Origin of the sequence: Ruegeria sp. HKCCD7303, from assembly GCF_013111185.1 — a bacterium.
In the GTDB taxonomy this organism is placed as follows: Bacteria; Pseudomonadota; Alphaproteobacteria; order Rhodobacterales; family Rhodobacteraceae; genus Ruegeria.
This window is the reverse complement of record NZ_WVRE01000007.1, coordinates 148,297-160,800: the sequence shown is the minus strand read 5'-3', so window position 1 is coordinate 160,800 and position 12,504 is coordinate 148,297. Positions and strand designations below refer to the sequence as shown.

The 12,504-nt window shown below is 56.1% G+C and carries 15 protein-coding genes and 1 tRNA gene; 8 read left to right on the top strand and 8 right to left on the bottom strand.

All coding sequences use genetic code 11. From position 1 onward, the window contains the following. Complete coding sequence (locus GS630_RS17580) at window positions 1–825, bottom strand: SDR family oxidoreductase (protein ID WP_171238360.1); 825 nt, start codon at window positions 823–825, stop codon at window positions 1–3. Between the two features lie 165 nt (window positions 826–990). Here GS630_RS17580 and GS630_RS17575 point away from each other — a divergent pair, with 165 nt between their 5' ends. Next, window positions 991–1,875 (top strand): AraC family transcriptional regulator, encoded by an 885-nt coding sequence (locus GS630_RS17575; protein WP_171181306.1) that lies wholly within the window; start codon window positions 991–993, stop codon window positions 1,873–1,875. Between the two features lie 50 nt (window positions 1,876–1,925). Here the strand turns inward: GS630_RS17575 and rpsD are convergent, their stop codons facing one another. The 3 genes from rpsD to GS630_RS17560 form a co-directional block, all read right to left on the bottom strand. Then, complete coding sequence (gene rpsD / locus GS630_RS17570) at window positions 1,926–2,546, bottom strand: 30S ribosomal protein S4 (protein ID WP_058275494.1); 621 nt, start codon at window positions 2,544–2,546, stop codon at window positions 1,926–1,928. A gap of 241 nt (window positions 2,547–2,787) precedes the next feature. Next, window positions 2,788–3,252 carry a hypothetical protein gene (locus GS630_RS17565; RefSeq protein WP_171238362.1) on the bottom strand — a complete coding sequence of 155 codons (465 nt, stop codon included), beginning with the start codon at window positions 3,250–3,252 and terminating at the stop codon, window positions 2,788–2,790. A 512-nt stretch (window positions 3,253–3,764) separates the two neighbouring features. Continuing rightward, window positions 3,765–4,598, bottom strand: coding sequence for a GyrI-like domain-containing protein (locus tag GS630_RS17560; RefSeq protein WP_171619855.1), 834 nt, complete (start codon window positions 4,596–4,598; stop codon window positions 3,765–3,767). A gap of 121 nt (window positions 4,599–4,719) precedes the next feature. Between GS630_RS17560 and GS630_RS17555 the strand changes: the two genes are divergently transcribed. Next, window positions 4,720–5,682, top strand: a complete 963-nt coding sequence (locus tag GS630_RS17555; protein ID WP_171619857.1) for an acetyl-CoA carboxylase carboxyltransferase subunit alpha — start codon at window positions 4,720–4,722, stop codon at window positions 5,680–5,682. 3 nt (window positions 5,683–5,685) lie between these two features. Here GS630_RS17555 and GS630_RS17550 read toward each other — a convergent pair whose 3' ends face one another. The 3 genes from GS630_RS17550 to GS630_RS17540 all read right to left on the bottom strand — a co-directional run bounded on the left by GS630_RS17550 (window position 5,686) and on the right by GS630_RS17540 (window position 8,302). Next, complete coding sequence (locus GS630_RS17550) at window positions 5,686–6,816, bottom strand: lytic murein transglycosylase (protein ID WP_171619859.1); 1,131 nt, start codon at window positions 6,814–6,816, stop codon at window positions 5,686–5,688. A 112-nt stretch (window positions 6,817–6,928) separates the two neighbouring features. After that, on the bottom strand, window positions 6,929–7,573 hold the full coding sequence (locus GS630_RS17545; protein ID WP_371809081.1) for a GntR family transcriptional regulator: 645 nt from the start codon (window positions 7,571–7,573) through the stop codon (window positions 6,929–6,931). 33 nt (window positions 7,574–7,606) lie between these two features. Continuing rightward, window positions 7,607–8,302 carry a M48 family metallopeptidase gene (locus GS630_RS17540; protein ID WP_245223304.1) on the bottom strand — a complete coding sequence of 232 codons (696 nt, stop codon included), beginning with the start codon at window positions 8,300–8,302 and terminating at the stop codon, window positions 7,607–7,609. 100 nt (window positions 8,303–8,402) lie between these two features. On the opposite strand from GS630_RS17540, the gene GS630_RS17535 reads away from it, so the two are divergent. From GS630_RS17535 to GS630_RS17510, 6 genes are all read left to right on the top strand, one after another. Further along, window positions 8,403–8,729, top strand: coding sequence for a TIGR02300 family protein (locus GS630_RS17535; protein WP_171181290.1), 327 nt, complete (start codon window positions 8,403–8,405; stop codon window positions 8,727–8,729). Between the two features lie 143 nt (window positions 8,730–8,872). Further along, a tRNA-Ala gene (locus GS630_RS17530) sits at window positions 8,873–8,948 on the top strand. Window positions 8,949–9,647: 699 nt separating this feature from the next. Next, window positions 9,648–10,079 carry a cytochrome c gene (locus GS630_RS17525; protein WP_171619861.1) on the top strand — a complete coding sequence of 144 codons (432 nt, stop codon included), beginning with the start codon at window positions 9,648–9,650 and terminating at the stop codon, window positions 10,077–10,079. 10 nt (window positions 10,080–10,089) lie between these two features. After that, the gene (locus GS630_RS17520; RefSeq protein WP_171181708.1) at window positions 10,090–10,431 is read left to right on the top strand and encodes a copper resistance CopC family protein; all 342 of its coding nucleotides are present in this window, start codon (window positions 10,090–10,092) and stop codon (window positions 10,429–10,431) included. Window positions 10,432–10,433: 2 nt separating this feature from the next. After that, window positions 10,434–11,300: a copper resistance D family protein gene (locus GS630_RS17515; protein WP_171619873.1), complete on the top strand. Its 867-nt coding sequence runs from the start codon at window positions 10,434–10,436 to the stop codon at window positions 11,298–11,300. Window positions 11,301–11,311: 11 nt separating this feature from the next. After that, window positions 11,312–11,746 (top strand): c-type cytochrome, encoded by a 435-nt coding sequence (locus GS630_RS17510; RefSeq protein WP_171181712.1) that lies wholly within the window; start codon window positions 11,312–11,314, stop codon window positions 11,744–11,746. 143 nt (window positions 11,747–11,889) lie between these two features. On the opposite strand, the gene GS630_RS17505 is transcribed toward GS630_RS17510, so the two are convergent. Next, entirely contained in the window at window positions 11,890–12,504 is a 615-nt protein-coding gene (locus tag GS630_RS17505; protein WP_171619875.1) for a transmembrane anchor protein, read from the bottom strand.

Here is a 12,504-nt window from a genome sequence, read left to right as displayed (position 1 = left end):
TCAGGCCAGCCCGAGCATCGTTTTCATTCCACCGATGAAGGTGGCATCGTCCAGTGCCTTGCGGTTGTCGAGGTATTCGACCGCATCCTCGCCCGCGCGATACCGCAATGTGTCAGTCCCCTCGGTCACTGCATCCCAGATCACGTCGGCCACAACGCTGGGCGGTGAGGTGCGCGATGCCATCTCTTCTGAACCCCAGGCGCCGAACAAGGCCTGGACCACCGGCTGGTATTCCGTCATGGATTCATCATTGACGAAGTCGAACGAGCGGCCGCCGAAATCTGTGGCGATCAGCCCGGGCTCGACAATCTTGACCTTGATGCCAGCCGCAGCGAGTTCGTAATGCAGCGACTCTGACAGACCTTCGACTGCGAACTTCGTGCCGTGATACAGCGCCCCAAGCGGGAAGGTGATCTGTCCACCGATGGATGAGATGTTGACGATGCAGCCAGAGCCGTTCGCCCGCATGTGCGGCAATACCGCTTTGGTTACGGCCAGCAGACCGATGACGTTGGTGTCAAATTGCCGACGAATGCGGTCCATCGGGAACGCCTCCAACGGCCCGTAGGCCCCATACCCTGCATTGTTCAGCAGAACATCGATCTGGCCGAACCGCGCGATCCCGTTTGCAACGGCCGTTGTGATCGAAGCTTCGTCGGTTACGTCCAGACGGGTGACCAGAACGTTTTCCAACTGCGATAGCTCGGTTTCCTTTTCCGGGCTGCGCATGGTGGCGATGACGTTCCAACCTTGTTTCTGAAACAGTTCTGCCGTGACTTTGCCGATACCAGACGACGCGCCGGTGATGAGGATGGTCTGTGCCATGGTCTTTCTCCGCAATGATAAGCCTGAGAGACAAATAACTTTGCGCACCGCGAAATACCTGCCGGATCCTCCTCAACTTCTGCCTGATTCTCCAAAGCTTCGGATTTTCAATGGTGCGAACACGCCCCACAAACTATGCTGGGCATAACCAAAAGGCGCTACAGCATGACGTTTGATCTGATCACCGATATTTGCAAAGCCGTACACGAACAGTCAGAAAGTGAACCGTTCTACACGACCAAACTGGATGGGTTCGGCCTGTTACATGACATCAGAACTAAACCCATTGAGGCGCAGGTTTATGAACCCATCGTCTGCCTAGTTCTACAAGGTAAGAAGGAAACACACATCGGAGATCGGCTTGTCCAATTCGGAGCAGGCGACTCTTTGATCGTCAGTCATTCCATCCCGGTATTGGCCGCTGTTACCGAAGCGAGCCGGCAGAAACCGTATGTCGGGCTTGTCTTCTCACTCAACTTGTCCATCCTTCGTGGATTGTATGATGAAGTCGGCTCTGCACCGGCAGCGCCCGAAATGGCACAAAGCCTTGCTGCGTCCAAAGCCACACCTGATCTAATCGATGCCATGACCCGCCTGTTTCGCGCCAGTCAGAACGCGATGGACACGCAGATTTTAGCCCCGATGATCAGCCGCGAAGTTCATTACAGACTGCTACAAGCGGATCACGGTGGAATGCTGCGGCAAATGCTATGGCGCGACAGCCCCGCCAGTCGAATCGCGCGGGTGATTGACGTTATCCGCTCAGGTTTTCGAACCTCACTACCGGTGTCTGACCTTGCGCAAACCGCTGGGATGAGCGTTTCAGCCTTTCACGCGCATTTTAAATCGGTGACGGCCAAATCTCCGCTGCAATATCAAAAAGACCTCAAGTTGCTCGAAGCACGGCGGATTTTATCACACGGCGCGGTAAGCGTATCGCAAGCGGCGTTTGACGTGGGATATGAAAGCCCCACTCAATTCAGCCGGGAGTATTCCCGCAAGTTTGGTGTTTCCCCAAGGCAAGACATTGGAACGCAAAACGCTGCATAAAAAAGGCCGCGCAACTTGCGCGGCCTTGGAAATCTGTATGTCGGCGAAGATTAGTTCTTCGCGTAGAATTCGACGACCAGGTTCGGCTCCATAACAACCGGGTAAGGCACATCGCCCAGACCAGGTGCGCGCACGAAAGTGGCGGTCATTTTCGAGTGATCCGCGTCGATGTAATCCGGAACATCACGCTCTGCCAGTGCGGCCGCTTCCAGAACAACGGCCAGTTGCTTGGATTTGTCACGCACTTCGATCACGTCACCTTCTTTGACACGGTAGGACGGGATGTTGACCCGCTTGCCGTTTACTTTGACGTGACCGTGGTTGACGAACTGACGAGCAGCAAAGACGGTCGCAACAAACTTGGCACGATAAACGACAGCGTCCAGGCGGCGCTCCAGCAGACCGATCAGGTTTTCACCGGTGTCGCCGTTCACACGTACGGCTTCGGCATAGATGCGGCGGAACTGCTTCTCGGTCAGGTCGCCATAGTAGCCTTTGAGCTTTTGCTTGGCGCGCAGCTGCAGACCGAAGTCCGACAGTTTGCCCTTGCGGCGCTGTCCGTGCTGGCCGGGGCCGTATTCGCGACGGTTGACCGGGGATTTCGGACGACCCCAGATGTTTTCGCCCATCCGGCGGTCAATTTTGTACTTGGCAGACGTGCGTTTGGTCACGGCTGATCTCCTTCGTTCAGGTCGAGGCCCAAAGGGCCACTATGAAGGGCGTTGTCCTCTTGAGGTTTCCCCCATGACAGGCTTCCCCTTGCGGGGGCCACCAACACCAATGAAGCCGCGCTTATATCCGCAGGATTGGCAGAGTCAATAAGCGAATTGAATCACGAAAAGGAGCGGCACTAAAACACGCCGACGCGGACCCGTCAGGAAAAGACGACAGGAAGTTGGTTCGCGCTTGGGATCAGCTGTGCCGCGACAGGGCCTGACGGGGAAAGCTTACAACCGTAGTGTCAGGCTCGGGCTGCACAAAGGCCGAGGCGACGAACTCGCTCACTTCGCTCACCCAAAAGGCCTGGTCCCGTGGGGGGCATCCATTCGTGAAGACAAATGTCGGATCAATATCACCCTCCTGAACGACCAGATCCGCACTGAACCTTTGCGCGCCATTGGTCAACACGACAGTGCCACACATGTCCCCAGTGATATCCCGAATGACTGCAAAGCGATCCTTCGTCGAAGAAGCGGTTCTTCCGACACTTCCAGATCGTTCAACAATCTGCTCGATACTCTCGCTCAGAAAAACGGCCTGACCACGCCAGGACCATGCTGCCCCGACGACCAAAAAAGCCAAAGGCGGTGCCTCAAGCTCATCAAGCTCTGTCTGGTTCCAAGAAATGGCTATTTGACCGTTTGCTCCGGCTCTCATCTGCCCACTCGCACTTTTTACCGCCCCAACATTTAGATAAACGCTTATCAGCACAGATTTCGGCGGAAAAGAGACGGAATTGCAGCATTCACGCGATTGTTGCAGATGTGAATCACAACTCAGTGAAGCAAACCCGAAGTTTTGCAACACCAACAAGAGGTTCAATGAAGATGCACCCTTGTGCTGTGTTTTATGAAAAACGCCCCGTAAATATCATATTGAAACCAACTGTACCGTCAGCGAACTCAGCGCAGTGCACTGTAAGTGTCGCGACAAAGTTCAAAGTGAACTGCAAGACCGGTTGCGATTAACCCTGGGTCCGAACCCTAGGCCTTGCCGCATGGCAATCTGGCATTAAACGAAGCCTTAGGAATCCTTTCCGAGCAGCAGACCATTGAAAGACGGGTTTACCCTGAACCGCCAGCAGAACACCGCCTGGTGAATCGGTTCTTTTGATCCACAAAAAAGAGCTAAGACAGGGCCCAAGCGGACCCCGCCTGATACGCTTTGGATCACTTCAAGGGCAGGCAGATCTCGGTCAGCAAATCATCCGGCGCTTTTTCGCGAGGGTCATTGAGGTAGATCTCGTAACACGGCTCGTCTGCAGGTTCTTCACCTGAGTCTGGAAGCCAGTTGCCAAACAGGCTGTGATAGGCAGCCGCAATTCCGGAGTATGGCCCCTTGTAAGTCAACACAGCCGTTTTGCCACCGGCGATCGACATCTCCTCCATCCCTTCAGGGGTTGTTGCACCCCGGAATTCAGCCCCGGCGTAACTACGCAATTGATCCTCGGGAACATCATCGGGACTATCGAAGTATAACGCCAGAACTGGCCCAACCTGCGGCCAAAGCTGGCGAGACTCGCACAAAGCTCCGAAAGCTTCAAAGCTTTTGCCGATCTCTGAATAAGCCCCTTTGTGCGGCAAGGCGACGACACGACGGGCAGGTTCTGTTCGGGTTGTGACAGGATGCATCGGATATCCTCCGGTTTTAAAATCAGGTTGCGCGGGGTGAAATTGACCCGCTTTACGAAAGGCGGCAGGGCTGCCGCCATAGGCATCAGAAAATGCCCGCGCAAAAGAACTTGGATTGGGATATCCCACAGACGCTGCAATATCCGTGATCGGCCGATCCGTGCACACAAGCCAAGTGGCCGCTCGGTGCAGACGAACGCGACGCACCGCCTGCGCACAGGTTTCACCGGTCAGAGCGCGAAACACCCGGTGCCAGTGAAACCTGGACATCGCTGCCACGTCGGCCAGCGCATCCAGCGACAAGTCCCCGGCAGGGTTGTCGTGGATATAAGCCAAAACGCGCAGCACGCGATCTTCATAGCTAGTGGCCATCGTCATCCTTCCTTCTTCTTGCCCAACCGTGGTCGCATAGTGCGAAGCCACAAATCTTGCTGAGTTGCATCCCGGGCAACGTCAGGCCATATAGCAGGGAACTTCCGCGTTGAGAGGCGTCATGACCCAGTATCTGGATTTCGAAAAACCGCTGGCCGAGATTGAAGGCAAAGCTGAAGAGCTGCGTGCGCTGGCCCGCACCAACGAAGAAATGGATGTGTCCGAAGAAGCCGCCGCGCTGGATGCAAAAGCCGCAAAGCTGCTGGAAGAGCTGTACGCCGATTTGACCCCCTGGCGGAAATGTCAGGTGGCGCGTCACCCGGAACGCCCGCACTGCAATGATTACGTGGACGCTCTGTTCACCGAGTTTACGCCGCTGGCAGGCGATCGCAACTTTGCCGACGATCTGGCCGTGATCGGTGGCCTTGCACGATTCAACGATCAGCCGGTTATGGTGATTGGGCACGAAAAAGGTTCTGACACCAAATCGCGGATTGAGCGCAATTTCGGCATGGCCCGCCCCGAAGGTTATCGTAAGGCCGTTCGCCTTATGGAGATGGCCGGGCGTTTCGGCCTGCCGGTTATTACACTGATCGATACAGCCGGGGCCTATCCCGGCAAAGGAGCCGAAGAACGCGGCCAATCAGAAGCCATCGCGCGGTCAACCGAGATGTGCCTGAAAATCGGCGTGCCTTTGGTCTCGGTTATTATAGGTGAAGGTGGGTCCGGCGGCGCTGTGGCGTTTGCCACGGCAAACCGCGTCGCAATGCTGGAACACTCGGTCTATTCGGTGATCTCGCCCGAAGGCTGCGCGTCGATCTTGTGGAAAGACGCAGAAAAGATGCGTGAGGCCGCCGAAGCGCTGCGCTTGACTGCCCAGGACCTTTATAAGCTGGGCGTCTGCGACCGTATTATCACCGAGCCCAAGGGCGGTGCGCATCGCGATCGTCCGGCAGCCGTTGAAGCCGTACGCTCTGCCATCGCCGCCATGCTGCAAGAGCTGGACGGAAAAGATGCAGCGGCCCTGATTCAGGACCGCCGTCAGAAATTCCTGGATATCGGTTCAAAAGGGCTGGCGGCGTAACCGTCAGCCGCCCAAGCGGCGCAGCAAACCAATCGAAGGTTCACCCGTGACAGGCAAGCCATTTGCGGTTTGATAAGCGCTGATGGCGGATGTGGTGTTCTTGCCAATCACCCCATCCGCGCCTTTGGTGTCATGCCCGGCGGATGTCAGACGGCGTTGCAACTCTTTACGGTCCTCCAACGTCAGACCATTTGCGTCCGGTCCGAACGAGGCCTGAAACGGCGCACCACCTGCGATCCTGTCTGCCAGATGGCCCACACCAATCGCGTAGCTATCTGAATTGTTATATCGCTTGATGACCTGAAAGTTACGGAACACGGCAATGCGCGGCCCCGGTGTCTGCGGTTGCAACACGGCGACGGGTGTACCCGAAACCGTTCCGACCTCTCCTCCCCAGGGTTGGCCCCGAACCCAACCGGCGCGCGCGAGATACGACGCCGTAGAGGCCAGCGAATCCGTCGGATCCTCGGACCAGATATCGCGCCGTCCATCCCCTGTGAAATCGACCGCATAGGCGAGGTAAGAGGTCGGGATGAACTGCGTATGCCCCATCGCCCCGGCCCAGCTGCCGGTCATGTTGGCGGGTGTGGTATCGCCTTCCTGCAAGATACGCAGAGCCGCGACCAATTGCTTTTCGAAAAACGCACCGCGTCGCCCGTCATAGGCCAGCGTCGAAGTGGCCGAGATCACAGGCACATCGCCGCGACGCGCGCCATAACGGCTTTCCAGACCCCACACGGCCACGACAACTTCCTTGTCCACGCCATATTGTGCCTCGATCTGCGCCAGGGTGCCGTTGTATTTGCGAAGCATCTGCTGACCGGTTTCGATCCGCTCGTCCGAGGCGGCGATGGCCAGATAATCCTCGAGCGAGCGCTTGAACTCGACCTGATTGCGGTCGCGTTCGATCACGTCGGGCAAATACCCTGCCCCGCGAAACGCTTGATCGAGTGTAGTCTGGGAGATTCCCTGCGATGTGGCGCGGGTCTTGAACCCGGCAACCCAGGCATCCCAACCCGCGTTCGGAACTGCCCGCATCCGGGATGCAGGGGCTCGAGTCGGAGCACTGCCGCCCGTGCAGGCAGCCAATAATGTTGATCCAAGACAAATAGAAAAGGCGCGGCGCGAAATCATGATGGGGTCTGCTCTTGTTTGTGATTTGACTCAAGAGTACCCCAGCAGAACCTCTCAGGCCAGTAGAGTGGCGCAAAGGAAGGGCATCAATGCAATGTCGGCGGGAAGCCGCTCAGCTCACCAGCAAACGCAACCCCTGCGTCACATCCGAGCGTACCGCCAGCCGCAAACCCGGCTCGTCCCCGGCCTTTAGCGCAGCAATGATCAGCTTGTGATAATGCGGGGGCTCAGTGCGCCGCAGACGCCCATACAACGCCCGCATTGTTGGTCCCAATTGCAACCAGACGGTTTCGGCAATGGCAAGCATCGCAGGCGCTTGCGCGCGCAGATACAAAGTGCGGTGAAACTCCAGATTTGACCGAATATAGCCAACCGCGTCTCGCTTGGTCACCATCTCGGCAACGGTCATGTTGATGCTCTGCAACCGATCGATCAGCGCGATATGCGCGCGCGGCAAAGCCCGGCTTGCCAGCTCGACCTCTAACAATGCCCGCAACGCTGCCAACTCCTCGATCCGGTCATTTGTCAGCTCCGGCGTCGATACACGGCCCGATGTAGAAAGGAAAAGCGCCCCTTCAGCAGCCAGACGGCGCACCGCCTCACGTGCAGGGGTCATTGAAACACCGAATTCCTTGCCGATGCCGCGCAGGGTCAGTGCCTGACCCGGCGCCATCTCTCCATGCATGATTCGAGATCGCAGGACCCGATACACCCGGTCATGCGTGGCTGTTTGGGTCTCGGAGGTGCGCGCGTTCATCATGCGCTTATGTGATCACAAAATCACGCGAGGTCAACTCGGCTTATCATCAAATCTAAAGCGATGCAGCTCCGCCCCGTTGTCGCGCAACCAGCGGCGAGGGTGTTGATAGGGACCAAAGATCTTCTCGACCTGCGCCCAGAACGCAGGCGAATGGTTCATTTCGGCAAGATGCGCCACCTCATGAGCCGCCACATAGTGCAATACCTCAGGTGGCGCCAGGATCAGTCGCCACGAGAACATCAGCCCACCATGCGAGCTGCACGAACCCCAACGAGACCGCGTATCTCGCAGACTCAGCGTCGAATAAGGCCGTCCCAGCATAGCCGCATAGTCGTCGCACGCCCCGGTTAGCCGGTCCCGCGCCAATTCCTTAAGAAATCGCGCCAACCGCCGCGCCTCTGCGCCCTCTGGAACCGCGACCTCGTTTGCTTGCAGCAAAACCCGCCGGCCAACAGCAGGCACGATTCGCCGATCAACGCCTTCAATTGGAATCGTTTGCCCAAACTGAACCTTGGCCATATCCGGCCGGTCCTCAAGATGCTGCCGAATCCATTCTTCTTTCGTGCGCGCAAAGTTCAGGGCCTCGGTCTCTGGCACGCCAATTGGGTACGTCAACGTAACCCGCCCATCCAACTGAGAAATTCGCAAACTGATACGCCGTGCCCGGGCTGATTTGCGCAGCCTCAGCGGCACCGGCGGCGTCCCTGGCAATGCGTGCTCTCCCATATCGCGACCTCTCTTGCGCAAAGACTTTGACAGTGCCCTCTGCCTGTGGCAGGTGAGCTGAATCATTTAGACGACTCACCTGATATCAAGGGGATTTGACATGCCCAAGGAAGAATGGGGCGTAAAGCGCGTTTGCCCGACAACCGGTAAGCGGTTCTACGACCTGAACAAGGACCCGATCATCAGCCCCTACACCGGCGAGATCGTGGAGCTTGAAACATCCAAAAGCCGCATGATCGCGGCGGATGCGGAAGATGCAGCTTCGGTCAAGGCGCGTGAAAAGGCGTCAGAAGAGGATCTGGTTCTGGACGATGACGATAATGTTGACGTCGAATTGGATGACGATCTGCTGGACGACGATGACGACAACAATGATGACGTTTCTTTGGACGACATTACCGACATGTCCTCGGAAGACGACAACTGATCAAGCAGAAGGCGGCCCCAAGGGTCGCCTTTTTCATTTGACCTGAAGGCGGGGCGGAAATTCACGCTCAAATCCAATTTTGGACTTGCACTTGCCGTCACTGTCTCCTAAACGTCCGCTCACCGCATCGACGGTACCATGATGGGGCCTTAGCTCAGTTGGGAGAGCGCTTGCATGGCATGCAAGAGGTCAGGGGTTCGACTCCCCTAGGCTCCACCAAAACCTAACAATACAACTAGATAGCAAGCATTAGAGCGGTGTGACACACAGGTGTGACACAAAATGAAGCTGCATGCGTATCTCTCACTGTACAGACACTGCATTTATAACTTCCGTCGGCCACTGTCCTATACGACACCACCCCCCCCCGCACGAGACCAAGCACCACACCTAGAACCGTTAGGATGAAGTGTATGGCGTTGTCATGGACGCTCCTGTGCAGTAGCGTCCAGCACCATGGTCATCCGGCGATACCCATTTGTGCTTTTGGTTAGCTTTCTGGTCATCCTGACCGGCATAGCTGGCGTTGCTCACGCGGTATCAAATGGTTGCATTGGCATTCATTGTGAAGAACATGCGCAAACTGCGAAACACTCTGTATCAGCAATGAGCAGCGGTGACATCTCGGTTCCAAGTCATCATCATGACCCAGAGAGTTCTGGAACCGGAGAATGTAATCCCTTTATCTGCCAAGTAGTGGTATTGCTCGTCGAGAACGGTGAACCCGCTCAAGGTCAACGTGATATTGACCTAGAGCTCCAGGATAGTGCCCAAGCCAAGCTGAATGAACCAGATAGCCCATACAGGCCCCCTGACCTTTGAAGCAGCGTAAATCCTTGCGGACGCAAGCGACAAGCCCGTGCGGCTGTTCGCGATGTTTCGCAGCACTAACAGCTTCCAAAATGTCAGGACCAATCTATGAAAAAAAGATACTTAACAATAGGCCTATGCACCGTCGCTGCTGTCGCCGCTTTCACAACTGTTCGGCCCGGTTCAATCGAAGAGGCCGCACCACAGGAACCACTTGAAGGCGATGCTATGGTCGCAATTCAGATGCCGCCCATCGAGGGTAACGCTGAAATCGGCCAGCGTGTCTTTGAGGTCTCCTGCGCCTCTTGCCATGGTGTCAATGCGGTCGGTGTGGAAGGCGCAGGACCGCCTCTGATCCACAAGATCTACGAACCCAGCCACCACGCGGATGAAGCCTTTCAGAGGGCAGTTTCACAAGGTGTGAGAAGCCACCATTGGCAGTTTGGCGACATGCCGCCCGTGGAAGGTCTGACGCGAGGTGACGTTGCCATGGTGATCGCGTACATTCGTGAAATTCAACGTGCCAACGGGATAAATTGAGGACAGGACCATGAAAAAGTTCATAACACTCGCACTCATGGCTGCCCTTCCCAGCGGCGTACTCGCGCATTCCAAGATCGAAGAAACAACTCCTGCCGACGGAGCCACAATAACCACTGTGCCCGCTGAAATTGGCCTCAACTTCTCTAAGGATATCCGGTTGACACGGATACAGATGGCCCATGAAGAACACTCGGCCGTAAGCCTGGATTTGGGCGACCAGACAAATTTTGGTCAGGAGTTCACGATCCCACTGCCGAGCAATGGAACGGGCACCTATGTCATCGAATGGCGTGGTTTAGGTGAAGACGGCCATGCGATGCAGGGCAAGTTTTCCTTTACCGTGGAATGAGCATGCCAGACATTTGGGGTATTGCCTCGATCCTCGCAAAGCTAGGGCTCTACATCGGCTTTGCGGGGTCCACCGGGCTTGTGATTGTTAGTTACCTCTATTCCGGCTTTGTCGCACCGATAAGCCTCGGGATAAAACGCCAAGCTAGAGCCTTAGCGTGGCTTGCTCTCGCCGCAACGGTTGTTGGTTTCCTGCTTCGTGGAGCCGCCTTAACAGGCGGAGTTGACGGCATGGTCGATCCAGAAATGCTTGGTCTGCTTTGGCAGACATCCGTGGGAGACGCCTTTGTCTACCGCCTTATCGGCGCAGTGTTGATCCTTGTGGGGCTGTCTGTTCCTCGCTTTGGTCAATGGATCGCACTGTTGGGTGGCACAGTGGCTTTGTGGTCCTTTGCACAGATCGGGCACGTACCCGAGCTAGAGAGTGTCGGCATCCAGCTCTTGCTGCTATTGCACCTGCTATGTGTAGCCTTCTGGGTGGGCATATTTAGCCCGCTGCGGAGTTTGGCTCTCATGCCTGAACATCTGACAGATGCTGCTGGACTGGGGCACAGGTTTGGACAAGCTGCTGCATTGATTGTTCCGACTTTGATCGTGGCAGGTCTCTGGATGGCTTGGTTGCTTGTTGGCAATCTCCAAGGGCTCTTGTTCACTGGCTACGGGCAGGCACTGTTGTTCAAAGTGTTGCTGGTGGGGCTTTTGTTGATACTCGCCGCAGCGAACAAGCTCCGATTTGTTCCGTCCATGCAAAGCGGAGATGCTAAAGCAGCGCGACACCTCGCCCGATCTATCGAGGTGGAGGCAATAGTCGTATTAGTGGTTTTGGCGACAACAGCCACACTCACGAGCGTACTAACGCTTCCGAGTTAAGGTAGGCAGAGATGAAAAAACACCTTTCCGCACTTGCTATATGCTGCATTGGTACCAGCGTCGCTGCAGACCATGAGTTGTTAGATAGAGACCTTGCGAATGGGCAGGAACTCTATGCAGAGCACTGCGCCTCATGCCATGGAGTTAATCTGGAAGGCCAACCCAACTGGCAGACACCCGACGATGACGGAGTGTTGCCTGCTCCACCACATGACGTGACAGGGCACACATGGCACCATGATAATCAGCTGCTGTTCGAGTATACCAAACTAGGTGGGGCAGACGCGTTGGCAGCACGCGGTGTTAAAGACTTTAACAGTGGCATGCCCGGCTTTGAAAGCACCCTGACTGACGAAGACATATGGGACGTGCTGGCCTACATACGTTCCACTTGGCCTGACGATGTTCAACAGATGCAGGCTAGTCGCAACCTGCCGCACCAATAGAAGACATTATTCCAGAGTGGGTTTGGGTACTGGCCGCAGAAGGCGTCTCGGGTAGTGAACTAATCGGCATACACCAATTACTTGAGAACTCGAACTGGAGTTTTGATGCCGCGCACCACTGTTTTGATGCGCGGCTTGCGACATTACTCGCTCCGAACGATGTCCGAGTAAGCACCATTTAGGTTGAGTGTGACGGTTACCGCCTCATCGTCCCTGTTTCGCCAGAACCAGCCGTGATCACCGGCGAAGGGGGTTTCAAAACTGCCCTCGCCTTCGTTTTGACCGCGCCCCTTCTCGTAGGTCACGTTTTGGTCGCCCGCATGCGCGTGGAGGTCGAAGTTGATACGACCACCTTCAGCCGCCCACGCGTAAAAGAGGGTCGCGCCCTCTTCCATAGTTGCCTTAATCTCGGTGAACTCGCCAGGTTCGAGCGTGAACGTGATTGTATCCTGCCACGCCTCCTGAGCAAGTGCTCTGCCAACGAACAGACCGAATACGTTATCCCATAAGCTTGACGACTGATCGGCCCCATGAAGCTGTTGGTCTTGTTCGGCTTCATCCGCCAGGTCCTGTTTGATTTCACCCATCTCGGTCAGGCCAAGCACGCGCCCTGCACCCGTTGGGTCGATCCCGTATTCCGCAGGCAGCACAACAGCGACCAGTATTGCCACGGCGCTGACAGCCGCGATGATGGTGGACCGAAGGAGTTGGGCTGAGCTTGGTAACTCTTCGAGGCTCGGTTTCTTTGCGTTAAACAT